Annotated in this window: 16 protein-coding genes; 7 read left to right on the forward strand and 9 right to left on the reverse strand. The window is 52.3% G+C overall.

The genetic code is table 11. From position 1 onward, the window contains the following. Window positions 1–2: 2 nt before the first annotated feature. The 3 genes from J3P35_RS05965 to J3P35_RS05975 all read right to left on the reverse strand — a co-directional run bounded on the left by J3P35_RS05965 (window position 3) and on the right by J3P35_RS05975 (window position 5,257). Window positions 3–512 (reverse strand): hypothetical protein, encoded by a 510-nt coding sequence (locus J3P35_RS05965; RefSeq protein WP_210463426.1) that lies wholly within the window; start codon window positions 510–512, stop codon window positions 3–5. A gap of 139 nt (window positions 513–651) precedes the next feature. Continuing rightward, window positions 652–1,437 (reverse strand): SAM-dependent methyltransferase, encoded by a 786-nt coding sequence (locus tag J3P35_RS05970; protein WP_210463427.1) that lies wholly within the window; start codon window positions 1,435–1,437, stop codon window positions 652–654. 196 nt (window positions 1,438–1,633) lie between these two features. Then, window positions 1,634–5,257, reverse strand: a complete 3,624-nt coding sequence (locus J3P35_RS05975; RefSeq protein ID WP_210463428.1) for an Ig-like domain-containing protein — start codon at window positions 5,255–5,257, stop codon at window positions 1,634–1,636. Between the two features lie 498 nt (window positions 5,258–5,755). On the opposite strand from J3P35_RS05975, the gene J3P35_RS05980 reads away from it, so the two are divergent. Continuing rightward, window positions 5,756–6,211 carry a hypothetical protein gene (locus J3P35_RS05980; protein ID WP_210463429.1) on the forward strand — a complete coding sequence of 152 codons (456 nt, stop codon included), beginning with the start codon at window positions 5,756–5,758 and terminating at the stop codon, window positions 6,209–6,211. A 791-nt stretch (window positions 6,212–7,002) separates the two neighbouring features. Here J3P35_RS05980 and J3P35_RS05985 read toward each other — a convergent pair. From J3P35_RS05985 to J3P35_RS06010, 6 genes are all read right to left on the reverse strand, one after another. Further along, window positions 7,003–7,665, reverse strand: coding sequence for an oxidoreductase (locus J3P35_RS05985; protein WP_210463430.1), 663 nt, complete (start codon window positions 7,663–7,665; stop codon window positions 7,003–7,005). Between the two features lie 9 nt (window positions 7,666–7,674). Then, window positions 7,675–10,167: a DUF5916 domain-containing protein gene (locus J3P35_RS05990; RefSeq protein ID WP_210463431.1), complete on the reverse strand. Its 2,493-nt coding sequence runs from the start codon at window positions 10,165–10,167 to the stop codon at window positions 7,675–7,677. A gap of 33 nt (window positions 10,168–10,200) precedes the next feature. Then, window positions 10,201–11,037 carry a CvfB family protein gene (locus J3P35_RS05995; RefSeq protein ID WP_210463432.1) on the reverse strand — a complete coding sequence of 279 codons (837 nt, stop codon included), beginning with the start codon at window positions 11,035–11,037 and terminating at the stop codon, window positions 10,201–10,203. Between the two features lie 539 nt (window positions 11,038–11,576). Further along, complete coding sequence (locus tag J3P35_RS06000) at window positions 11,577–12,608, reverse strand: PorP/SprF family type IX secretion system membrane protein (protein ID WP_210463433.1); 1,032 nt, start codon at window positions 12,606–12,608, stop codon at window positions 11,577–11,579. 11 nt (window positions 12,609–12,619) lie between these two features. Next, entirely contained in the window at window positions 12,620–16,447 is a 3,828-nt protein-coding gene (locus J3P35_RS06005; protein ID WP_210463434.1) for a PKD domain-containing protein, read from the reverse strand. A 151-nt stretch (window positions 16,448–16,598) separates the two neighbouring features. Continuing rightward, window positions 16,599–18,458, reverse strand: coding sequence for a hypothetical protein (locus tag J3P35_RS06010; RefSeq protein WP_210463435.1), 1,860 nt, complete (start codon window positions 18,456–18,458; stop codon window positions 16,599–16,601). 234 nt (window positions 18,459–18,692) lie between these two features. Between J3P35_RS06010 and J3P35_RS06015 the strand changes: the two genes are divergently transcribed. From J3P35_RS06015 to J3P35_RS06040, 6 genes are all read left to right on the forward strand, one after another. Then, on the forward strand, window positions 18,693–19,958 hold the full coding sequence (locus tag J3P35_RS06015) for a putative DNA modification/repair radical SAM protein (protein ID WP_210463436.1): 1,266 nt from the start codon (window positions 18,693–18,695) through the stop codon (window positions 19,956–19,958). 80 nt (window positions 19,959–20,038) lie between these two features. Next, complete coding sequence (locus tag J3P35_RS06020) at window positions 20,039–20,182, forward strand: hypothetical protein (protein ID WP_190300266.1); 144 nt, start codon at window positions 20,039–20,041, stop codon at window positions 20,180–20,182. 16 nt (window positions 20,183–20,198) lie between these two features. Continuing rightward, entirely contained in the window at window positions 20,199–21,035 is an 837-nt protein-coding gene (locus tag J3P35_RS06025; RefSeq protein WP_210463437.1) for a TIGR03915 family putative DNA repair protein, read from the forward strand. Between the two features lie 665 nt (window positions 21,036–21,700). Continuing rightward, on the forward strand, window positions 21,701–22,312 hold the full coding sequence (gene purN / locus J3P35_RS06030) for a phosphoribosylglycinamide formyltransferase (protein WP_210463438.1): 612 nt from the start codon (window positions 21,701–21,703) through the stop codon (window positions 22,310–22,312). A gap of 222 nt (window positions 22,313–22,534) precedes the next feature. Next, window positions 22,535–24,064, forward strand: a complete 1,530-nt coding sequence (gene purH / locus J3P35_RS06035; protein WP_210463439.1) for a bifunctional phosphoribosylaminoimidazolecarboxamide formyltransferase/IMP cyclohydrolase — start codon at window positions 22,535–22,537, stop codon at window positions 24,062–24,064. A gap of 632 nt (window positions 24,065–24,696) precedes the next feature. Next, window positions 24,697–25,725, forward strand: a complete 1,029-nt coding sequence (locus J3P35_RS06040; RefSeq protein WP_210463440.1) for a rod shape-determining protein — start codon at window positions 24,697–24,699, stop codon at window positions 25,723–25,725. Window positions 25,726–25,727: the final 2 nt, after the last annotated feature.

Raw genomic sequence — 25,727 nt, forward strand, 5'->3', positions numbered from 1 at the left:
CATTAGAATGTGTAGCGGACGGTCAGAGCTCCGTCGCCATACAAGAAAAGTCCCGCTCTGTTGGTTTCGATAAATGGCTTAAAATCGACCCCAAGTGAAATCGGAATTTCCGTAATCTGATATTCCAAACCTACAATTCCGTCTATCCCCACCGTAGCGAGGTTTCTGTCATAGTTTTCTACATAGTGTTTGTTTGAGGACTTGAAGTAGTACCTTCCGCGGAAAGCGCCTACGTGTGCGCCGCCTCCGTAAAACCACTGCAGGCCCGGTACGGCAAACGCCGGGGCATGCAACTCAAACAAACCGGTTAACTGAAAACCCCTCCGGCCGAGGCCTGTTCCCAGGATTCCCTCAAACGCAACGGCGTCTCTGAAGAAATATTTCCCCGAGATGCCGGCCGAGTAACCGCCCACCCGCAGGCCTAAGCCCGCTTTCTGGGCCTGGGCGATTTGCAGGTTCGCAAAGGAGAGCATCAGTATTCCCAGCCCAAAAATAAGATGTTTGTTTCTCATAGTAAAAAGAATCTTTGCAAAAGAGAGCAGAACGGTACTTGTCTCTCTAAAACTGCTGAGAACCCGCTATTATTTTACCTGTGCATAAAAACAGGCAAAGACACCTTATGGCTTTCTGGCTGAAAACCCGGCTGGCAAGTTAGCCTTTTTTGTACGATTGCAGGTAAGCCTCGCGGGAGGTGCGTTGGCCTACCAGCCGGAAGAAGCTGATCTGGTGGTCGGTATCTTTTTTGAGCCCGCGCGCAAAAGGGTCTTTTTTCTGGCCGTGTTCCTCAAAATCGCGCACGTATTGTTCCCTGATCAGGTCGGCGGCGGGCAGCAGTTCGGCGTTCTTGATCTGCACCAAACCCGTCTTTTCCCACAGTTTGCGCCACCAGGCCACCGAGTGGACGTAGTACCAGTAGTTCTGGAAATCGGCGCGCAGGAATTCGGGCACCTGGTCAATGGTCTCTATCTCCTCCTTGAAACAAACGTCCACTATGCCAATGTATCCGTCTGATTTCAGGAAACGGCAGATATAGGGCAGGTACTTGTCATCGGTCCCGAAGTAGGTGTACGAGTCAATGACCAGCACCACATCAAAGTATTCCTCGGGGAAAGGCAGGGAGCGGGCATCGGCCTGGAGCGGAAACACTTGGTCTTCCAGGTTTTCTTCCTGTACCCGTTTGTAGTTGGCCGTGGCCGTGATGGCTTCATCCACGGCCCAGACCTGCACCCCAAACTCTTTGGCCAGGAAAATGGAGCTGGCCGCCTTGCCGCAGCCCAGGTCCAGCACGCGCATGCCTTTCTGCAATGGAATGAGCGAGGTGATGCTTTCCAGGTTGAAGAGCACGTTCTCGCCCATGGAATGCTCGCGCACCCATGTGGGGTCATATTGGGTACTGCGGGGGAAATGGTGTTGTATCTGGTGTTGGGCGGCGTCCATGGAACAGGGAATTGGTTCTGCAGACTTTACGCGCAGCCAAGTTCTAATGTTGAGTAATTGCTTTTCATGGGAACTTGACAAGCCATTTCAAAGTCTGTTCCCCTTCAAATTAATTACTTGAAGGCAAAAAGATAAGTCCTTGGCTTATGGAGCCAAGGACTTATAGATGTTCATGAATCAGAAGGAGTAACCAAACCTACCTCTTCATGACCCTTAGGGTTTGCACCCCTTGTTTAGACTCCAGGCGTACAAAATACAAACCTGCTGCCGTCTGCTTATCTACCCATTTAACCTGCATGATTGATTTAGCCTTTGCTTTACCTGTGGTGAGCGTTTTAACCAAGGTGCCGTTGGCACTATAGATCTTTACACTATATTCTTCATCCTGGGCAAAAGCAAATTCAATCGTAGCGTCATCAGTGAATGGGTTAGGATATACCCGTAAAGTATTGCCGGATCCACTTTGTAATCCCGCTTCACTTACTGCCGAGTTGATAGCGGAAACCGTAGGAGTAGTGGGGGTGTTAATGGTGATGGTGTAATCTTCGGCCTCGCCATAAGAGATAGAACTACAGGCATCGGTGCTGGCCAGGATGGCGTTGTAGCGGCTTCTAACCCGCATTTGCCTTGGACCTGCTACGGCGGTGGTTGGAATGGTGATGGTGGCCGTTAAAAGGCTTGTTGTTGCGGAAGAGGATTTGTACACAAACTCGCCCGCATCATTGAAATCCCTGTCGCCATTGTAATCTATCCAGACGCCTAGTCCCTGCGGATAAGCCGCCCCTGACTGTACTTTAAGCGTGTAGGCTTGCCCCGGCGTAACGGCGGTAGTATAAGTTCCTGAAGCAGGGTAGATGGTGTATCCTGTTGCAGTTCCGCCGCCGCAGCCTGAGTTGTCGTTCACTAGGGTGTTAAAGCTGAAGTTGTTGATGAAATCCCCGTCTGAGCAGCCCATGGTATAAGTAGGGGCACAGCTGGTAATTGTAACCGAAACAACGGCTGAAGTGGTCACCTTGCCCAGGTTATCAGTTGCTTTGGCTGTAAGGGAATAGGTGCCCATGGCTACTCCAGACCAACTGTAGGAATAAGGGGCGGTAAGGTCTTCGCGCAGTTTGGTGGTTCCAACATAGAATTCCACCTTTGACACTGTTCCATCTGGATCTGTGGCGTTAGCCGTGATGTTGATGGTGGCTTGTGCAGAGAAGGTAGCTCCGGCGGTAGGTGAGGTGATTGATACAATAGGGCCCGCATTTCCGGCAACGGTAATAGATCTGGCAGAAGAAGTAGTAGCCTTCCCTTGATTGTCTATTGCTTTGGCGGTGATGGAGTAGGTGCCAGCCGCAGCCCCGGTCCAGCTGTAGGAGTAGGGGGCAATCAAATCCTCGCCCACCTTGGTAGATCCAGCATAGAACTCCACTTTGGCTACCGTGCCGTCAGGGTCTGCGGCGTTGGCGGAGATGGTAACAGTTGCCGGAATGGTGAAAATGGCTCCGGCAGCTGGCGCAGTCAAACTGACAGTAGGAGCGGCATTGTCTGTAACTATTATAGATACGGCAGCTGAAGTAGCAGTTGCTCCTATGTTATCAATGGCCTTGGCGGTGAGGGAATAGGTGCCAACAGTTGCTCCCGTCCAGGTGTAGGAGTACGGTGCTGTCAAATCCTCGCCCAGCTTGGTTGTCCCGCGATAGAACTCCACTTTGGCTATGGTCCCATCAGTGTCTGCGGCGTTGGCATTAATGGTGATGGTAGCAGGAACGGAGAAAGTTGATCCCGCTATGGGAGAAGTCAGGCTTACGGTAGGAGGAGTTGTGGTCTTCACCGTGATTGATTTGGAAGATGAAGTAGTAAACTTGCCTTGATTATCTGTCACCCTGGCGGTGAGGGAGTAGGTGCCAGCGGCAGCTCCGGCCCAGCTGTAGGAGTAGGGGGCCGTGAGGTCTTCACCCAGTTTAATAGTTCCTGCAAAGAATTCCACCTTGGCTACCGTACCATCTGGGTCTGCAGCGTTGGCGGTGATATTGATTGCGGCCGGGTTAATGAAAACAGCTCCTGCTGCCGGTGCGGTAAGGCTTACGGTAGGAGAGGTATTAAAGCTTATTGAAATGGTGTAATCCTCAGCCTCACCATAAGCAAATGAACTACAGGCTTCGGTGCTGGTGAGGGTGGCATTGTACCGGCTTCTTACCCGCATCCGGGTTGTACCTGGGGTTGCCGTAGTGGGGATGGTGACGTTAGTGGTTAAAAGACTGGTAGTGGCTGAGGGTGAGCCGTATATAAACTCGCCCGCATCATCAAAGTCCTTGTCTTGGTTATAATCAATCCAGACGCCAAACCCCTGAGGGTAAGATGTTCCAGACTGTAGTTTAAGGCTATAAGCTACGCCTTTGTTTACAGCGGTGGTAAAAGTGCCGCTAGGGGCGTAGTTAGTGTATCCGGTTGCGGTTCCGCTGCCACAGCCAGAGTTGTTGTTTACCAAGGTATTGAAGCTAAAGTTGTTTATGAAATCCAGACTAGAACAACTTGTGGCATATAGAGGAATGCAGTAGCTGGAGGAGGCGATGGAGTAGGAACCCAGAGAGCCATAGTCAGAGTTGGCGCCCAATGATCCGGTGCCTCCATCAATGGATAGGTAATAGGTTCCGGCTGCTAAGGTCGTACTCAGGGATGCTGCAAGGGTAGAAGGATCGGCAGTTGCTACTACTGTGCCGGCAGAGTTACGGAGCGTAAGTGAGATGTCCAGGTTAGGGTGGCTGGGATCAGGACTCACGGTAAGGGCTGTCAATCCACCAGGAGAAGTAAAGGAAAAGACATCCACATCGGTGCGGGTGGAAATGACTCCTTTGTTATTATCCGCAAAAACATCTCCGTTGGTTCCTACAACCAACGGGGTAGCTGTTGTAGAGGTGTTGCCATGGTCATCTAGGCGGTAGCCAAAACCATTTAGGGTAGATATTTTAGATAAGTCATCTTCTGTGTTGTTGGCATAGGGGTATTCGCCTTTGCTCCACTGCACTACTGGTACATAGTACCCTGCCCCCATCACGGGCGCCCAGGAGCCTTGTCCCTCAAAATAACCTTCAACCGGGTTGGTTCGGCCATCATGTGATAACTGAAGCGTATGTCCGGCTTCATGGGTACCTGCCTCTCCGGCCCCCTTTATGCTAGTATTCCACACAAAGCAAGGTGTTTCACCGTAGGAGGTGCCTGCCCAGGTAAACGAACCAACGTAAGCCGCGCCTCCCGCATTAGGGTAAAAATAGTTTGTAGGGGTGAAGATCACCCGCATGCGGCGATTAGCGGGAACGCTATTGAAAACGGCTTCACTAGTGGTCACATTGAGGGCGAAGGGACGGAAATCTTCACTGATCAGTTTCCATGCCTCAGTTATTTCAGCTTCGCTCAGGGTAGAAGGCGCTGCCACAATGGGGTTGCCGCTGTTGAAGTTTGAGTTCCATAGGGTGTTGGAAACGGTTTGGCCATCAAAGTCAAGGTACAGCACTGCTCCGGCTCCAGGCAGACTTTGAAGGATGGGAACGGCGGTTGCAACCGTGGGTGCTTGGGCTGGTTCAACCCGCCCCTTTTCCTTTCTTTTCTCATCTTTGGGTATGCCCACACAGAGCACCTTGTCTATGTCTTCTTCTGTCAGGTAAACTGATCCATCTGGAGTGGAAGAATAACGGAAAAGCCTTTTTTCCTCCCTCATGATGATGGAACCAGAAACGTTGCGACCGCTCACGGCCAGGTTGAAACTACTGTATCTTGAGTCAGAGACTTCTCCGTAAAATAAGGAGGCAACCCCTTCCAACTTACTTGATTTCAATTTAAGTGTTAGAGGTTTGCCCCCTGGAAGTAGGTGGCTAACCTGGGCGCCAGGTGTCCCTGAGGTATTGGCTTGTTGCGCCTTTGTCTTATAAGTTGCAGCTATATCTTTTAATTTTCCGATATAGATGGGCGCCTGAGCGAAGGCAGAACTTGTGACCCATGTAAATAGCAAAGTTGATAGAAATAGATAGAATTTTTTCATAAATATTTAGTTTAATTAAAAAGGGGATTGTTTATTATTTTAGGTAATTCTATTCAGTGCTAAATAAATGAGTATGTGGTGAGATGTTTTATGATTGTATGTTAACTATTGCTGTTTTTGTTTTGAGGTAAAGGTTATAATGGTGTAGTAAATTGAGTCTATGTGAATAGACTTATGTTGATGTTTTTTTGTAAGAGTTGCTTTATTAAATAAGGTAATAGTGAGATTTGTAATTAGGAATGTAGTTCTAATTGAGTGTGTTGATTTTGTTTGTTGAATTGTAAGGATCTTATTATGAAAAGGTATAAGACTGTATTGTATTCTTTGATTGGCTATTATGTGCTCATTTCTTTAAGCTGTACTGCCTCTGATAGTGCAAGTGTTTCCAAAGCGAATGAGCCAAAAACCGCCTCCCTTATGGGTACTTGGGTGGTGATAGAACAAGCAAATACCCCGCTGTCTATCTTGCCTCTCTGTAAGTCTATTAAACAAGGGGCTATTTTTAAGTTTTCTCAAGACAAACTTGAGGTATATGTTTCTGGTTCAGGAAATCCCTGTGATGTTTTCCCATTCAGAGTTAGTGGTAATACCATCAGTTACTTTAAAAATGATATGGTTTGGGTGTGTACCTATCAGTTAAGTTCAGATAGTTTAAAGTTGATTTCTAATAATTTTATAACTCCTGATAATCCAAAAGAAAAATCATCAGATGCTCTGTCTGAAATTGCGGTGGTTCTTAAAAGAAAATGAAAATCGACTTTGGTTAGGTGATGCTTTGATTGTTTGTGTTTGTCCTGAAGGTTTGTAGTTTAATTGTTTTTAAAAGGTAAGTTAGGTGTTGATAAAATTTATTAATTAAGTGGATTTTTGGATGAATAATGTTGTAAGATGAAAATAAGAATTGTTGTATTGTTTTTGTAAACAGCGGCGCTAATGAAGGTTTTCATTCTTGTAAATAGTGTTGCTAATAGTGAATAAAATTGTTGTAAGCGGCTTTGTTAATATCAAATAAAATATGTATCTGTGTTGAAGTGTTTTAATACTTGTTCCGTAAAAGGCAAAAGGATTCAAGGGTTACTTAGATGTAGTAACCTTTCTGGATGCTCTAGCAAAATTATAAATGTTATTGATAATGGGTCAAATTTATCTTGATAAAGTATAATATACAATACTTACTTCTTTGTATATTGTAGGTTATCACTTACCTAACTCTAGCAAAGGAACTTTACAAATGATCCTAAGATTGATTTTCTGACAGTTCAGTTCCCAAGAAGATTTAAGAAGAGGGAGAAATGCTTGTCCCAATATCTTGGAGTTAAAGGCTGTTTAAACAGGGTTTCTAGCAGTTTTTGTAAACGGCTTTCCACGATTTATGACAGGGGCTTTGATTCTCTGGATTTAGGGGAGTAGAGAAGATATCTAAGTTTTGCTCTGTGAATGTCTATTCTTTATTCCCTCAGTTTTGTGCCTGTATTCTGGAAAACAGACGCAAAACGCTTCCGCTAAAGGAGCAAACAACCATTAATAATCAGCAATCAGTTTCAGGCGTACCGCTGCATCTGCTCAGAAGGGTGGACCAGCACCCCGCCGCCGTCTTGTTTAGCGGCCTCCAGCATGGCTTTGGCTACAGTCTGGGCGTGGATAGCTTTGTACTTGCGCAGCGGGCCATTGAACAGGAAACCCGCTCCCTTCATGAAAACTTCGGCGGCTTTCTCGCCCAGCCTTAATTCCTGCCGCTCGCCTAAGAGCAATGAGGGTTGAAAGATGTGCACGGCAGTAAAAGGCAGCTTTTTCACATCCTCTTCCATCTCACCTTTCACCCGGTTGTAGAAGATACGGGAATGGGCATCTGCACCCAGCGCGGAGACTACCAGAAATTGGGTGGCGAAGTGGGAGGAGGTGATTTTGGCCAGGTTCACCACGTAGGTGTAGTCTACCTGCCGGAACTTCTCTTTTGAGCCTGCTTTTTTAATAGTAGTGCCTAAACAGCAATATACGTCATCGGCGATGAGGCTGTGACGGTGCTTCTCCAGATTGTCAAAATCCACGATGATCTGCTGCAGTTTGGGGTGCTCTACGTCCAGTTTCTTGCGGCCCACGGAGATTACCTTGTTGTAACGTGGGCTTTGCAGCAGCAGTTTGAGGCAGTGACTGCCTACCAGGCCGCTGGCACCAGCAATAAGAGCAGCTTTGGCAGATACCATATCTCCGGGTTAGGTTTTAAGGGCTCTTCTGAGCACTTGGTAGTCAAGGTAATATAGCACCTTAACGGAGAAACTATTCAATTGTTTAGCGTGCAGGGTGTTCCTGAGGTTCAGGAAGTAATCGGGGCGGTCTGGCACCGTGCTGTCATAGATGGCGTTTTTCCAGACCACGCTCACTTCACTGCCCGGGGCAAAACGCCAACTGTAGACCAGGTCAATGTTGAAGGCGTTGAAGTTACGGGCATTGGCAGAGGGAGAGGCCGGGCGGTAATCCAGCGGGCGGCCATTGCCGTCTTCCTGCAGCAGGTAATACTTGTCAAATGTGGCGTTAGACCAGTAATGGCGCATGTTGAGGTTAAGGGCGGTGCGGGCGTTGAAAATGTAGGTGCCCGTAAGGGTGTTGCTTACGGTTCTCACCTTGCGGCGACCAAAGAAAATGCTGTCCTGTACCCCGTTGCCGGCAAACCCGAACCCGCGTGGGGTGTCATTGTAGCGGACGCCGTACACTAACTGCAAGTGGTCATTGACCCGTACCCGGGGGCTGATGCCAAGCCATCTGTCCATTTCGCTGTACTCAGGAGCCCAATAGAAACCAAAGTCCAGGTCTACGGCCAACTTCTTGCGGTAGTCGCTGGAGATGTATGAATTTACCTCCCACCCGGCAGGTTTGCGCCATTTCTGATCAGGAACCCCGTCTTTGTAAGAGCGGGGCTCAAAGTAGTCGTAGCCGTCTTTGGGCAGCCAGACAATGGTGTACCCAAACGAGATGAAATTTTTGGTGGTGGCATTGGTCTCCAGGAAATACGCTAGCTGGGTGAAGGCAGCCGGCTTGTAGAGCATGCGGTGCTGCACCCCCAGCGCGTTGTAGGCGTTGTTCAGCTTCCAGAAGGGCTTGTAGAAATTGTAGGCCACTAAAGCCTGTGACTCGCGGGAGTTGTTGTTGTCAAGGTAACCCAGGTCGTTGATGTCATAGGTGTGGTTCTCGGCGATATGCCTTAGTCTGAACTGGAAATTTCCGCTGGTCTTGCCAAAGGTGGCCGAGTAGGCGTGACCCAGTTCCACCTTGTCGGTGCCTACGGGGAGTTCTCCTTTGTTGTAGTGCTGACTCAGGTTCCCCGATAGGTTAAGGGTGTAGGAGTTCTTCTTGTTCGTGAGCTTGGTCATGAGGCCCGTCACGTTGGCGTTGTAAAAACCACTTCCGCGGGTCACGTTGGTGTTGGTGAACGTCACAAAGGAACTGTTCTTCAGGCTTTGGTCCAGCACCAGCACGTTGTAGTTCGTCACCGGATCGGTGAGTACCCTGAACTCCTCATTCGTCAGCCCGCTTCTGAGGGTGGCGTAAGTGTTGCGGGTCACGGCGTTGAACAAGCCAATCCCCAGGCCTTTGTTTGTTCTGCCGGATATTTTGGTGGCGTTGACCAGGCTGGTTCTCTCGGGGTTTTCCACTACTTCCACCTGTTCGCCGTAGCGCTCCTTGTCATAGGAGAGGTTGTAATAATTCATGGGCTGGGCCCCTATGCGGCGCGAGTAGAAAAGCCCGGCTTTGTTGAAGAGCTCGGTGCCCTCGGTGAAAAACTGCCGGTTTTCGTTAAAACGCACCTCAAACGGAGATAAGTTGAGCACCTGCGCATCTGACTGGGTCTGCCCGAAATCCGGTACCAGGGTCATGTCCAGGGTAAAGGCGTCGTTGATCCCGTATTTGATGTCCATGCCGCCATTGACGGTGGTTTTGAGGTCTTTTTTGCCGGGCTGGTCCTCCGGAAAATGGTCTACGTAGCCTGACAGATACGGCATCAGGGACAAGCGCAAAGGAGCCTTGAGGCCGGTGATACCGTGCGCCTCGCCAAACTGGTTTATCCAACCCTGAATAGAGCTGTCCACGAAATTCCAGAAGGCTTCTTCTTTATACCTACGGGTAGAGCGCCAGAAGTTAATGCCCCAGGTCTGCACGTCTTTTTTAGGGAAACGGATGGCTGAATACGGAATGCGCAGCTCCACGCTCCAACCCTGCGGATGGCGCGCCACGGCGCTCTGCCAGACGGCGTCCCAGGAGGTTTCGTTCCCGTTGCTGGTGGCCTTGAAATCGGTCTGCACGCCGGCGGTGGAAACCTCAAACCCAAAGGCGTTCTGCTTGTCCAGGTAGGTGTCAAAGTACACGCCAAACATATCAGCGTTCACCTGGCCGCCATCGCGCTGGCTCAGCTGGGAAAGGATGGAGTCTGGGGCGGTGTCAAAGAGGATGGCACCCACGTACACGGCCTCATCGTCATACAGCACCCGCACCTCGGTCTGCTGTTTGGCAGGTGAGCCGTTGGCGGGGGCCATCTGGGTGAAGCCGGTGGCGGGTTCTGTCTGTTTCCAGATTTCTTCGTCTGGAAGGCCGTCTAATTTGGGTGGGGTAGCAGTTCTGACTGCGGTGATTTGCTTTGTGACTTTTGGAGCCTGGGCATAGGTGAAGAAGGTGCTGCAAAGACAAAGCAAAAGCAGACAGACGTATTTCATGGTTTTATGTGAGACAGGTTGTAGAAAGACAGATCAGGAACTAACCAAAAGACTAATGCCATCTGGCAATAGTTGCACCTCGCCACGTTTATATAAGGCACCAATGGCTTTTTTGAAGGTTTTTTTGCTCATGCCCAGTGTCTGGTAGATGAGCTCCGGGCTGCTTTTGTCAGTGAGCGGAAGGCGGCCGTTCTCGGCGCGCAGACGGGCCAGGATGACCTCAGAAGCTTCCCGCACTTCGTCATAGCCTTGCTTCTGCAGGCTCACGTCTAGCTTGTTGTCTTCGCGCACTTTCTTGAGGTAGCCCTGGGTGTACTCGCCGGGCGTGAGGCTGCGGAAAACCTCGTTGCGGTACAGCATGCCCAGGTATTTGTTGTTCACGATAACCTGGAAGCCCAGCGCCTTTTCCGGCCCGATGAGCAGCTGCACCTCGTCGCCTTCTTCCAACTCAATGGGGTCATAGTTCAGGAAAGGGCCCAACTTGGTGGAGCCCACCAAGCGGTCTGAGTTCTCGTCAAGGTACACGTACACCAAGGCCCACTGACCCACGTGCAGATCCTCGTGCTGGTTGCGGTAAGGCACAAACAGGTCCTTCTCCAGGCCCCATTCCATGAACGCCCCGAAGTTACTCACGTCCCGCACCTGCAGGCAGGCAAACTGGTCTACTTTGGCTTTCGGTTCCAGGGTGGTGGCAATAAGGCGGTCCTCCGAGTCGCGGTACACGAACACCGAAATCATGTCGCCTACCTGCGCGTCTTCTGGTACGTACTTGCGGGGTAGCAGCACATCGCCGTCCTCAGAACCTAAATACATGCCGTGTTCTAATTCGCGGAGGATCTCCAGAAAGTTATAATCGCCTAAATGCAGCATACCAGAAGTGGGTTAAAACTTGAAACAAAGGTAGAAAATCTATACGGCACCTATCAAGCGTTAGCAAAACTTTGTCTCGGGAAATCCGTTTAGGGGCAGTTTCGTTAAAAACAGGCTAAAAGCAGGTGGAGTTTAATGGAGGAATATGGCTAGCAGATGATAACGCTCTGGCCTTTGGCGGATGCAGGGGCACCTCTTGTGGGTGCCTTTTCTTTGTAGTTTCAGCTTATTGGGGAGGACACGCGGGAGACAAGGCGGTGCCTGGTCTCTACATCTGTAAATACATCTTCTCTGGTTCAAGTTTTCAACTTGGGCCCATCATGGGCTGGAGTTTGCAAATTCAGGGAGGCGATAGCCTCAAACCGGGTACCCCGATTCAGAAGTTCCAGGCGTCATTCCACAAGGAACCCACCCCTGCCCCTCCTAGGAGGGAAATCCTGGATATCGTCGTTGTTAGTATTAGCACCAACGACCAATATTCTTCAGAATGCCTTTTTGCCGTTTAGAGCCCGATTTTACAAAACCAAGCCCAAAACAGATTACCAGTACTGCGACGGGGAGTAAATGCTGCGGCGGTTGCGGAGCATGAGGCCCAGCACCAGTTCATGAGATCCATAGCTCACTTGACTCAGCCCTGAGGTGGTAAGGTCATAGGCGTAGCCCAGGTGAAATTTGTGCTTGTACTGGAAGCCGGCCGTGAGCACCGCCGCATCCTGCAACCGGTAAGAGCCACCCACCCAAAACTGATCTCGCCAGAAGACCTTCGTGTTCAGATCCACGGATAGCGGACTAGGAGATGCGTATTTTACCACCACTGAGGGGGTCACGCTCAGGAAACTGCTCACGGCCAGCCGGTATCCGGTATGCCCGAAGAAATGCCGCTGCTGTCTCGCTGGTACGGTAGACCGCGTCTCCCGGAAACTGAAGGGGGTGGGTAGAATCTGGGCCACGGAAGCGCCCAGGTAAAAACGGGAGCTGTAGAGCAGCGCGCCCACCCCAATGCTGGGCAGCAGGCGGTTGTACTCATCGGCGTTCATGACCGGGTCTCCGGCGGTGCCGAAGGAAAGCATCTCGCGGTTCAGCCCGAACTGGGTGAACCCCGCTGCCACCCCGGCTGCCAATTTTAGGTGAGGGGTGAGCGGCTGATGGTAAGCGTAAAGCAGCTGCACCTCGGTACGTTTAAGGCCTGCGGCTTTGTCAGCCTGCATCAAAATGCCAATGCCGTGGTGCGGACGCGTTTTCTGGGCGTTGTTGCGGTACTCGGGTCGCCATTGGTTCTTGAACTTGCCCTTCACCGCGTTCTGGGGCCGGAAAGTAGTAGGCGGACTCAGGTAATCCATGCGGGCCAGGGGCATGTGCGCGCTCAGGTAATAGGAGGTAGGCGCCCCCTCCAGGCCCGTCCACTGGTTCCTGTAGCCGGCCCGCACGTCCAGATAATTGTCGGTGCCGCTTACGGCGGGGTTCAGGAGCAGCGGGTTGAGCATGTACTGGCTGTAGTGCGGAATCTGCTGTGCCAATCCCGAGAGCGGGAGACAGAGCAGGAAAAGCAGGAAGTAGCTGTTCTTTCTCATAGGCTCTGGGCTTAGCGCAGAATAGTGAGCGGTCCGGTGATCTTTGGCCGCCCGTTGCTTGGGTCAATAATGTAGTAGTAAGCGCCAATGGGCAAATCAACGCCGTTGCGTTTGCCATCCCACGGGCTGGGATAACCGCGCGTGGAGTACACCTGCTGGCCCCATCGGTTGTAGATCTCAATATTGATGTGCGGGTAATCCTGGATTCCTTCCAGAACCCATGTGTCATTGGAGCCGTCGCCGTTGGGCGAGAACGCCGAAGGGATTTGCAGCCGCTTGATCACCGTCACCACCATGCTGTCCACGTTGGGGCAGCCCGCCACTGAAACTGTGCTCAGATAATAGGTGGTGGTCACCAGCGGAGAGGCCACCGGGTTCCCGATGTTCTGGTTGCTCAGGTTGGTGTTTGGAGACCAGGTAAGTTGACCTTCCCCGCTACCTTCCAATTTGATGCTCTCGCCTTCAATGAGCAGGATGTCCTTGCCGGCATTTACTTTGGGGGTAGGCTGCAGTTTGATTTCCACTTCATCTGTAGCGCTGGCGCAAGGACTGTTACTCACTGTCCAGCGGAGCGTGTAATCGGTGCCCAGGTTGCCGGTGAAAGTAGTCTTAGGGCTGGCCGGGTTGGCAAAGTTTCCGCCGGTGCCCCGCACTACCGTCCATTGGCCCGTGGCCGGTGCCGGAATATTGGCCTCCAGGGTGACGGTGGTGAATCCGCAGAGCAGTTGGTCCGGGCCTGCTTTCGCCACCGGTGCCGGGGCAATGGAAACCGCTTTGCTGATGGTATGGGTGCAGCCCAACTCAGAAGTGACCGTGAGTTTGACCTGGTAAGTACCGTCCCGTTCATATTTGTGCGTGGCGTGCTGGGTTGCCGCCGATGACCCATCCCCGAAGTCCCAGACCCAGCCGGTAAGCTGGCCGCCTGCCAGGCTGCTCATGTCCTGGAAAGAAACCGCATCCGCGAGGCAGCCCACGGTGGGCGAGAAATCGGCTTTGGGGGTTGGGGAAACGGTGATGGTGGAAGTGAAGGTCTGTTCGCAGGAGTTGGCCCCTTTCACCGTTAACCCTACCGTGTAGGTGCCGGGAGCCGTGTACAGGTGCGTAGGGCTGACCTCGGTAGAAGTAGTGCCATCCCCGAGATCCCACCGGTAGGTGAGGGCGCCGCTGCCTCGGTCCTGAGTGGTGTTGGTAAAACGGGCTGGCGTACCCTCACAGACATTGGCCACTGTAAAGCCAGCCGCTGGGTTGGGCAAGACCACAATGGTTTTGGTAAGCGAAGCCTCGCAGACAATCCCCGACCATATCCGCAGTTGCACCTGGTAAGTCCCCGGTTTGGCGTACTGGTGAGTGGGGTTTGTTTCCTCAGACGAAGTGCCGTCGCCGAACGTCCACTGCCGCCGGATGATCTTCCCGAAAGCGATGGTGCTGGCATCCTGGAAAACCATGCCCTGCTCCTGGCAGAAAGAAGAAGCGGTAAACCCCGGAACCGGCACCGCGCCGCTGATGGTGTAAGTATGCGAGACGCTGTCCTGGCAGCCTTTACTTGACGTCACCACCAGTTTCACCGTGTAGTTTCCCTCGGCGGTATAACGGTGGCGGGGTGCGGGCGCCGTGGAACTGGTGCCATCGCCAAAATCCCAGCGGTAGGTCATGGTGCCAGAGGCCAGGGTGGATTGGTTTACAAAAACCGCTTCGTCCTTCACACAGAGATCGGGCAGGGTAAAGGCGGCTACGGGCCGGGGGTGGATGACTACCGTCTGCTGCGTGGAATCCTGGCAACCCTGGTCTGAGAACGCTTTGAGTTTCACGGTGTAGTTGCCCACTCCGGCATAGACATGTCGCGGGTGCTGCTCCGTGCTGCGTGGGGTGCCGTCCCCAAAATCCCATTCCCAGCGTACTACCTGTCCCTGCGCCACCGTGGTCTGGTCCTGGAAAGCCATGGATTCTTTGTCACACGTTTGGGAGGCGCTGAAGCGGGCCGCCGGCGGGGCAAAAATGGTGACCTCCCTGGTGGTGTCTGCGACGCAGAAATTCTGGTTCGTGACGGACAGGGTGACTTTGTAGGTGCCGGGGGCTTTGAAACGGTGGGCCGGATGCTGCTTCCGGGAGGTGGTGCCGTCCCCAAAGTTCCAGCGCCATTGGGTGATGCTGTCGCCGGTGGTGACTTTGCTTTGGTCTGTGAAGCGGGTGCTATCATTGGCGCAGGCCACTGCATAGGAAAAACCTGCCTCGGGGTTGGGCAGAACCTCTACCTCTATATTAGTGGAATCCTGCGAGTCACAGTCGTTGCCGTTTGATTTGGTAGTGACCAGGGACACATTGAACTTGCCGGCCCTGGGGAAAGCGTGGGTGGGATTCTGCTCCCTGGAGGTGGTGCCGTCCCCGAAATACCATTTCCAGGCCAACGGCTCATACACGGCAAATCCCTTGAACCGGATGCTGCGCCCCTCGCAGATACTGTCTGAGGCTACCGTGATGTTTTGGTTCAGGTTGGTCACATTCGCGCCCGCCGAGTAGGCGTAGGATTCCACGTTCCCAAGTCCGTACGCAATGGCGTTGAAGCCCTGGTCTGCCGTAAGGGTGTGGTTCCCCGAGGACACCGTGTTTTGGGCGTAAGAGTAGGCGGGATTGGCGGGAACAGGTGTGAATGCCACCGGCTGCCCGTCTAACCGGAAACTCCCGATATCCGCCGTTTTCATGGTCACATTAATGTAATGGCTGGAAATCTGGAAGAAAGGCGAAGAGTACAGCGTGATGTTTTTGAGGGTCTGTTCCACCGGGTTGATCAGCACCATCTCCGGGTCGCTGGGCACATCGTCGCAGAGCTGCGATTTGGTGTACTGCGTCACCTGCACCGGTTCTGAGGTGGTGATATAATTGGCGATGGAGTTCTCAAATTCATGATACTGACCGCTGTTTTTGGTCACAGATTGGCCATTCACCGTAATAACGGTGTTGTCTTTAGAGGCTAATACCCGGTAAATGTCTCCCGAGGTACGGCTCTTGAAGGGCGCGGTCATGAAGTTTTTGCCCCAGGCGCTCACCGGGTAAAGCTGCTGGTACAGGTTATCCCCGCTGAACTGGCCGGGGCAGGTGTAGGGCTCCGGAATAGCCGTGTAAGAACTGCCTGAGAAAACCGCAATCCGTTTGCAGGAGCCTATACCTGAATCAATCGACTCTACCTTGGTGCCGGTAAGGTCTCGCAGGGAGCGCACCTGGTATACTTCACCTTTCATCAAGGGCCGACTAGGGGAGAAGGGCTTTCCGGCGGGTTGGCCGCCCAGGGTCTCGGCGGTAGGCGTGATCTCCAAGGTGGTGTTGTCTTCCAGGGCCACCACCATGAGCTGGGAGGCCGCCCGGGCATCCAGGTACTGGGTTTGGTTGTAGCCGATGGCGTAATAGGAGCGCCCCAGGGTATTGGCCGGCAACACCAGCGTGGCCCCGGATTTATTCAAGTGGTAGATATGTGAGTACACCACCACCGGCTCTGTTGAAGTCACGTGTATGGCCTTGTTCTCAATGATCTCGCTGGAACCCACGTATGCCACCGAGGGGCTCACCGGAATGACAGTAACGGAGTTGGCGGAAACCTGGTGCGTGGTGGCGGCTCCTGCGCCAACGGTTACCTGTACCGTGGTGTTCACGTCTGAGGTGACATACAGGTTCATGCTGGAGATGCCCTGCGGTGGGTTCGGGCCAGACTCATTCTGGATGTGCGCCATGTACCCCACCCAAAAGTCCCGCCCTTTGTTAGAGGTGACTTGGGCTACAGAACAGAAGGCGCAAAGAAGCAGCACTAACAGGCAGATGCTCCAGCGTAGATGGGGGTAAAATCTCAATTTCCAGCGCTTTTGAATTTTAACCACGTTTTCAGCCTGTTTTTTGCAAAACGGACCATATTCTCAGATTAGGTCAATATAAGCTTTTTATAGTTATATTGTTTATGCCGGGTGTTAAATTCAAAAATGATTGGAAGGAAATGGCTGAAATTTACCTGAATTCGGAGATCAGGGGTTGGGTGAAGCGCAGGTCATTGAATTCATAGTACTGCCGGGTGGTCTGGAACAGTTTGAAATCCTGCTGGTTATTGACCAGGGGCAGACGCGGGTAATACCCCAGCAGCACCTGAATGGTGTTAATAGGCAGGAACTCGTTTCTAAACCGCAGCCCCATGCCAAATCCGGTATAAGGCTTTTCTTTCAGGGGTGATTTGTTCTGGATGCTGGTAAGCCAGGCCAGATCTGCGAAACCAATGATAGCCAACCGGAAGCCCAGCAGCGTGAGGGGGGTGAAGAAGTTGGTCTCGTAGTTAAGGACGAACTTGCGGTAACCCCGCACGGCCCCTGAACTGAACCCCCTGATGCCGTCTTCCTGGTCAATGTCCAGGGCAAACAGATCGGGGCGGCGCATGCCCAAGGAGGCGCGGTTCCACAGGAAATGCCGCCAGCGCCAGTTCCTGAGGCGGTACAGGGGCGTGAAGTACAAAGCCTCTGAAGTGAGCACGCCTTGCTCCCAGGAATTCTGATACCGATAACTGCCGTACTCCAGCCCTCCGTACAGATAACCAAAATTAGGCTGGTATTTGCCGAACGCGGCTTTCACCCCCAGGTACATCCGGTTCTTCTGGGCACCGTCCTCAAAGCCTGCCGTAAGCGCGATCAGGTTCCCGGCCGGGATATCCTCGGTACGGCCAAACCCGAAAAGGTATTGGTCTTTGTAGTATTTCCTGAAACTGAAGCCAAAAGCGGTAAGGTAAAGGCGGGCACTTTGGATAGTGGGGCCGCTGCCCTGGGTGTATTGGATGTTCATAAACCGGGCAGCCGTGATAAGCCGCGTGGGGTTGTCCATGGCCAAGTCATAGGACTTGAGCCGGAAGGCACGCCCGATCCAGAAGTCCTGGATATTATAGTCCAACGGGATGTGGTTGATGACCTGACCTTCCCCGCCCTCGCCGTTTTCTCCTTCGCCTTGTTCGTAATAATCTGGTATAAGGGTCTGGTACCAGGCCACAGAAGCCCCGCCCGCATATTTGGTATCGGTGGAGAAGAAGTCCCTTCTAAAACTAAGGCTCTGCTGCTTATAGTAATGGGTGTTCTGGTAGAGCAGTTCCGCTGAGATAAAGGTGTGCGATATATTGGGGATGTAGTAGCTGCCCAGGAACTGCCAGGTCTGCGGCTCAGACAAACCAAAGCGATAGTTCGTTCTGAACTGGTGCCCGATGCCCATGAAATTGATGTCCCGCAGGCCCAGCCGGGTACCCGAGGTGCTGGCCGAGCCCGAGCCGCTGATACTGAACACGTCTTTGGTGACAATGACTACGTCAATGCTGTCCTTGGTGGAGGTGGAGTCATTGACCAGCACCCGGGCATCTAAAAGGTAGTCAGTCTGGCGCAGCAAACGCTCAGATTCTGACAAGTCCAGGGGCTCCAGCAAATCGCCTTCCTTGAAAAGGATCTGGTTCCGGAGCAGGTTCCGTTTCGTGCGCATGTGCAGGGCATTGCCCAGGCGCTCCAGGCTGTTATCGGGCAGGGCCAGGGTATCGTTGATAGAATAGCCAAAGGCATCCAGCCTTTTGAAATAGATACTCCGGACAACTTTGTAGTTGTGTTGCGCATGGGTAGCCGGCAGCAGGGTGTTTTCCACGGGCCCCTCAATCCGGCGCGGTTTAAAGACCACCAGGGCTTTTACGGCCCGGCCAAACAGCGTTTTCTTCTGGCTTATGCGCTTCAGGGACTGCAGGAACTGTTTGTTATCAGTGGTGTCTTCCAGTGGCGGGTAGAGGGAGGGTTGCGTGGAAGGAGGGGAGACCACCTGCGCCTGTGCACAAACGCAGCTGAACCATCCTGCCATCAATAGCAGAAATAGCATTTGTGCGTGCACAGAAAATCTTGCGGCTGTCTTCATACCCTATTACCCATCCCTAAAATACGGCAAATTCTGCTTAGAACCACAATAGCGTCATTTTTGCTATTTATATTAGCTTTATCCACACCCCTGTTGATAAATTGTGGCTAAAATTATTAGTTATTTAACTCCATGAGCTGTAACTTGCTAACGTATTCAATGATTTAAATAGCATAACATATGCAGACTCCGCTTCTAGAAAAACTAAGTATTTTGGCAGATTCAGCCAAATATGATGTTTCCTGCTCTTCCAGCGGCGGTAAACGCAAAAACGAGGGCAAAGGATTAGGCAACGCCGAGGGCATGGGTATTTGCCACAGCTATACCGAGGATGGCCGTTGCGTGTCTTTGCTAAAAATATTGCTCACCAACTTCTGCATTTTTGACTGCGCCTACTGCGTGTCCCGGAAAAGCAACGACGTGAAGCGCGCCGCTTTCACGGTGCAGGAAGTGGTGGATTTGACCATCAATTTCTACCGCCGCAACTACATAGAAGGACTGTTCCTGAGCTCGGGCATTTTCAAGAACGCAGACTACACCATGGAACGTCTGGTGCGGGTGGCCAAGAAACTGCGCCTGGAGCATAAGTTCAACGGCTACATCCATCTCAAAACCATTCCGGGCGCGAGCGAGGAACTGGTAAAGGAAGCCGGCCTCTACGCCGACAGGCTGAGTGTGAACATTGAGTTGCCCACCGAGGAGAGCCTGCAGTCTTTGGCGCCCGAGAAGAACTTCAAGGAGGTGCTCACGCCCATGGGCCATATCAAAGACCAACTGGTGCTGGTGAAGGAGGAAAAGAAGCTGTTCAAGTCAACACCTTCCTTCGCGCCGGCCGGGCAGAGCACCCAATTGATTGTAGGCGCTACCGCCGAGACTGACCGCCAGATCATGACCCTCGCCGATGGCCTGTACCAGAACTTCAACCTTAAGCGGGTTTACTACTCAGGTTACGTGCCGGTTGTCACGGACAGCCGCCTGCCCATCATCAGTACGCCGCCCATCATCCGGGAGAACCGGCTGTACCAAGCCGATTGGCTTGTGCGGCTCTACGGCTTCGGGGTGAACGAGCTGCTGGATGAACAGAACCCGCAGCTGGACCTTCAGATTGATCCCAAATTGGCCTGGGCCTTGCGCAACCGGCACGTGTTCCCACTGGAGATCAACACCGCCGATTACGAGATGATTTTGCGGGTACCCGGCATCGGGATTAAGTCTGCGAAGAAGATAGTGGCGGCCCGCCGCTTCTCCCACCTCACGTGGGAGCACCTGCGTCAGATAGGCGTAGTGCTGAAACGGGCCAAATATTTTATCACCTGCGGAGGGCGCAGTTTGGAGACGAGAGAATGGGACGAAGAAGCCATCCGGAGAAGAATCATTTTTGGGGAGAAGGGGAGCCGGGCCAGCCTGTGGGGCAGCCAAATGGACCTGTTTCAGCAAGCGGGCTAGAAAGCCAGAAGCCTGAAAACCTTCCTCCGCACAAGAGAAAAAGAATTGTTTTTGTAAAACCTCATAGATCATTAACCATTATGCCAACAGTAGCCAACCGCCAGACCGTAGCCCCAGTATCTTTCCGTTGCAAACTCAGCACCCTGGTACCGTACCTGCGTCAACTATCGGCCCAACGCCACGAAAACAACGGCCGCCGCTCCTCTGTGCGCATCGCCTCCTAACCAGTTAAAAGCGCCCATGCATTTCTATACCTATGACGGTTCCTTTGAAGGCCTCCTGACGGTGGTGTTTGAAGCGTATGAGCGTAAAGAATGGCCTACCCAGATAGGCCGCGAAGGCGAGGCGCCGCCCGGTATTTTCGCGGAGCACCATTTTGTGCCTACCCAAGAAGACAAGGCCAAACGCGTTTGGGAGGGTTTGGGCAAAAAGCTGTCAAAAGCCGCCTGGGAAAACGTGTACAAAGCCTACCTCTGGGAACAGTCCGGCTTTGAGATGCTCATCTTCCAGTTCGTGCGGATGGTTTTCTCAAGTACTCAGGAAGGAGTTGAAGAAAACTTTTCCGAGCCCTGCGTGCAGAAAATGGCGGCCGTGGGCAAGCAGATGTTCCGGGAGAAGCACCGCATGGAAGCCTTCATCCGGTTCCAGCGTACGCAAGACGGTCTCTTTATCGCGCCCATCAGCCCGGACTTCAACGTGCTCCCCTTAGTGGTGTCTCACTTTGAAAAGCGCTACGCCGATCAACACTGGCTTATCTATGACGTGCGCCGGCAGTACGGCGCGTATTATGACCTGCAGAGCGTACAAATTGTCTACCTGGAAGATGCGCCCCTGGGTCTCCGGAAAGGACAGCTCTCCCCCGAGATACTCACTTCGGTAGAGCCCTTGTACCAGCAACTCTGGCAAGTCTACTTTGATCACGTGAACATCCCCGAGCGGAAAAATCAGAAACTCCACCTCCGCCACATGCCCAAGCGCTACTGGAAATATCTCACTGAGAAAAAGCCCCGGATGCAAGCCCACCAGCCCATCCAAAACAAGCAAGTCCCCACCGCCATGCCCAGACTAAAAGCTTAAATCTTTGCCTTTTCCATTTCGGAGCTGTTATAGTAAAAACGACTTAAAAGCGCTGCTTTACATCTAGTTTTCCTTATTGCTTCTTTTATCTGAAAACTTTGGTTGAGGCTCTCACCTCATGGCAGTTGCAAACTGCCGATCATTTTAGGTCCAAGTCACAGACTTGAACCATGTATAATGACAGATTGATACGGAAAAAGGCACCTGCGGCAGGCCGGGGCGAAGGCCTACAGTGAGGCCGAGGCCCGGCCTGCCGCACGGATGAACTGTTCAGGTGGCAGTGGCCTGCGTGGACTATGGAACAGATAGCTTTAGCCAGGTGGTACCTTGATTGAAGCCTCACTGTCCGAGCGTCAGCGAGTTTGAGGCTTCTTGATTCTTTTGGTTACTTTTCTCATCAAGGAGAAAAGTGACAAACGCCCGCAGAGCGCGGCTGCAGTAATGAGGCTTTGTAGGCAGGCGGTAGGAAGTAATATCTCCTAAGTGGTTTTAAGGCTAACGCCTCACTGCGGTTGTAAACTGCAGGCTATGGTAGGTCCAAGTCACAGACTTGAACCAGGGATTGAGGGAGCACGCAAACCACCATTTCAAACGTTTTCACCCGGTTTACCGGAAAATACCCCAGAAACACTATCTTTGCTCTTCCATTGACAGCACCAGCAGTTTTGGGTACCTCCGCAAAGAAAAAGAACATCGTCATTTTCGCTTCCGGCTCCGGGAGCAATGCCCAGCGCCTGCTGGAGCAGTTTGAAGACCACGCGCATATTGAGGTGGTGGCCCTTTTTTCCAACAACCCGGAGGCGTTTGCCTTGCAGCGGGCCCAGAATTTTGGCGTGCCTACTGTAATCTTTGACCGGGCGTCTTTGAAGGCGGGTGATGTGCAGGCGCAGGTACAGGCCTACGAGCCTGACTTGATTGTGCTGGCCGGTTTCCTTTGGCTATTGCCGGCTGCCTTTGTGCAGGCTTTCCCCAACAAGATCATCAACATCCATCCGTCGCTGTTACCCAAGTTTGGCGGCAAAGGCATGCACGGCCAGCACGTGCACCAGGCCGTGATAGATGCAAGGGAAGCCCAGACCGGCATCACCATCCATTACGTGAACGAGCATTATGATGAGGGCGCGCCCATTTACCAGGAGTTCTGCGCCGTGCACCCCGATGATACCTGCGAGACCCTGGCGGCCCGCGTGCTCACCTTGGAGCACCGGCACTTGCCCCGCGTAGTGGAGGAATTGCTCACGTCCGGCAAAAACAGCCCCGAAACGCCCGCAGCCTAACCCCGAAGAAAGAGATGAAGCGACTGACACGGCCCTTTCTCCTGCTCTCACTGCTGCTTACGTGTCAACTGCGGGCCTTCTCTGGTCTGCTCTGCCCTTCTAATTCAATTAGAGATAATACTAAGTCCCAGTCTGTGAAATTGGGAGACAGTCTTGCTGTGTCCAGGCTTTTGCTGGGCCAAAGCCTGCCAGTTCCTTTCAGAACCTACATTTTCTAACTATATGAATTCCGTTAAAATCAAATCTGCCCTTATCTCGGTGTACTACAAAGACGGCCTGGAGCCGCTGGTGCGCGAGTTGCAGAAACAAGGCGTTACTTTTTACTCCACTGGTGGTACCCAGACGTTCCTGGAAGGCCTGGGCGCTGAGGTGGTGGCCGTAGACAGCGTCACTGATTACCCGTCTATCTTCGGGGGACGCGTGAAAACCCTGCATCCAAAGATCTTCGGGGGAATCCTGCACCGCCGGAGTCATGAGCAAGATCAGCAGGAAGTAGAGCAGTTCGAGATCCCGGCGTTAGACTTGGTGATTGTAGACCTGTACCCATTTGAGGAAACTGTGGCTTCCGGAGCTTCAGAGGAAGACGTGATTGAGAAAATCGACATTGGGGGGATTTCTTTGATCCGCGCCGCGGCCAAGAACTTCCAGGATGTCTTGATCGTGTCTTCGCGCGAGCAATACGGTGAGGTGGTAGGGTTGCTACAGGCCAAAGACGGCAGCACCGAGCTGGCCGACCGCAAGCGTTTCGCGGCCAAAGCCTTTGACGTGTCTTCGCACTATGACACCCACATCTTCAACTACCTGAGCAAAGAGCAGGACCTGGCCCCGGCCTTCAAGCAGAGTGAGCGCACGAGTCAAACCTTGCGTTATGGCGAGAACCCGCACCAAAAAGGATACTTCTACGGCGATTTAGAGGCTCTTTTTGAGAAACTGAACGGAAAAGAGCTGTCCTACAACAACCTAGTGGACGTAGACGCCGCTGTGTTGCTCATGGCTGAGTTTGCTGACCAACCGGCTGTGGCCATTCTGAAACACACCAATGCCTGTGGCGTGGCCGTGGCTGATTCTCTGCACCAGGCCTACGTGAACGCACTTGCTTGTGACCCAGTATCGGCGTTCGGGGGCGTGATCATAGTGAATAAAACCGTGGACCTTGCTACCGCCGAGGAACTGAACAAACTGTTCTTCGAGGTGCTCATTGCGCCGGGTTTTGACGTCGATGCCCTGGAACTGCTTAGATCTAAGAAAAACCGCATTCTGCTGCGCCAAAAGCCGGTTCAGTTGCCAAGTAAACTGTTCAAAACCCTCTTGAACGGCGTAATTGAGCAAGACAAAGATCTGGCCATTGAAACCGCCGCCGACTTCAAAACCGTGACTCAGCGGGCTCCATCACCGGAAGAGGTGGAAGGCCTGGAGTTCGCGCTTAAGGTTTGCAAGCATACCAAGTCCAACACCATCGTGTTGGCACGTGGAAACCAATTGCTGGCCAGCGGTGTGGGTCAAACCTCAAGGGTAGATGCTTTGCGTCAGGCCATTGAGAAAGCCCGCTCGTTCGGGTTTGATTTGCAAGGTTCGGTGATGGCCTCAGACGCGTTCTTCCCGTTCCCTGACTGCGTGGAGATCGCCGCCGAAGCCGGAATCACCGCCGTGGTGCAGCCCGGAGGTTCTATCAAAGACAAAGACTCCATTGATGCCTGCGATGCCCGTAACATGGCCATGGTCATGACTGGCGTGCGCCATTTCAAACATTAATCCTATCCTAAAGGAATATTCCAGAAGCCCGGCCGTTCTTTGGACAGCCGGGCTTTTTGCTTCCCGTTGAAAAGTCCAAATGCCGATTTAACCTGTTTTCTAAAAAACAACCATAAAACTTTGGCATAGGGAAACGAAAGTTAGGGTGATATAAGCTTTTCCGGATAAGGGCGGGCAGGAGGTGAACCCGGGTATTTTTCTAGGGTAACTGTGTCGCGCAGGAGGAGAGGGTAGGGTTCATTGGTGTAGTGTTGACCCTGAGCGAGTTAATAGCCATTCGTTCTGAGGTATAGGCACTGCTTGTTTGAATTGTACTAGTCGCCGATGTTATATGAGTAGGAGATAGTAAAATTGTATTATGGCATTACAGAGGAAAATGGTGGTATAGAAAGAGAGCGGATGCTGGTTTTCTGAGGTACATTGCGCTACAGGACGGGCAAACCCCGAGAGGAGGGAAGTAAAACAGCCATGTTTTTGGGCTCTTTTCAGGAAAAAAGACAGAAAACAGAACTGTCTCATGCTCAAGCGTAATTATTAGCGGGAAATACGTAATTTTGCGCCATTATAGTACCTGGTTAAGTAAATAAATTTCATATATAGCATTCTAACGGTGAGTGCACGACTGACAAATAATGGGATTATTTAATTTTTTCACATCTGATATAGCCATTGATTTGGGTACGGCCAATACCCTTATCATTCATAACGATAAAATTGTAGTTGACGAGCCTTCCATCATCGCCCTTGACCGGAGAACCAACAAGGTGCTGGCTGTGGGCCGCGAGGCGCAGCAGATGCACGAGAAAACCCATGAGAACATCAAGACCATCCGTCCTTTGAAAGACGGCGTGATCGCGGACTTCACTGCCGCCGAGATGATGATCAGGGGTTTGATCAAAATGATTGACAAAGGCAAAAAACGCCTGTTCCAGCCTTCTTACCGCATGGTGGTGTGTATCCCATCTGGGATTACCGAGGTGGAGAAACGCGCCGTAAAGGACTCTTGCGAGCACGCCGATGCCCGTGAGGTCTGGATGATCCAGGAACCGATGGCGGCAGCCATTGGGATCGGTATTGACGTGGAACAGCCCGTGGGTACCATGGTGGTAGACATAGGAGGCGGTACAACTGAGATTGCCGTGATCGCTTTGTCCGGGATCGTGTGTGATCAGTCTATCCGGGTGGCCGGTGACGTGTTCAACAAAGATATCCTGGACCACATGCGCCGTCAGCACAACCTGTTGATTGGGGAGCGTTCCGCTGAAAGAATCAAAATAGAGGTAGGCGCCGTGCTTACGGAGCTGGACAACCCGCCCGCTGACTTTGAGATCAGAGGTCGCGACTTGATGACCGGTATCCCTAAGGTAATTAAGGTGACCTACCAGGAAATCGCCATTGCGCTGGATAAATCGGTGTCTAAGATTGAAGAGGCCGTGCTTAAAGCGCTGGAGATTGCGCCACCAGAACTGTCCGCCGATATCTACGACAACGGCATCCACCTGATTGGTGGGGGCGCCTTGCTCAGAGGGCTTGACAAACGTCTGGCCGCCAAAACCAAATTACCTATCCACATTGCGGAAGATCCGTTAAGAGCCGTGGTGCGGGGCACCGGCGCGGCCGTGAAAAACATTGATGGTTTCCGCAACGTGCTGTTGAGCTAAGC

The sequence above is a fragment of the Rufibacter roseolus genome (assembly GCF_017916365.1).
Lineage (GTDB): Bacteria > Bacteroidota > Bacteroidia > Cytophagales > Hymenobacteraceae > Nibribacter > Nibribacter roseolus.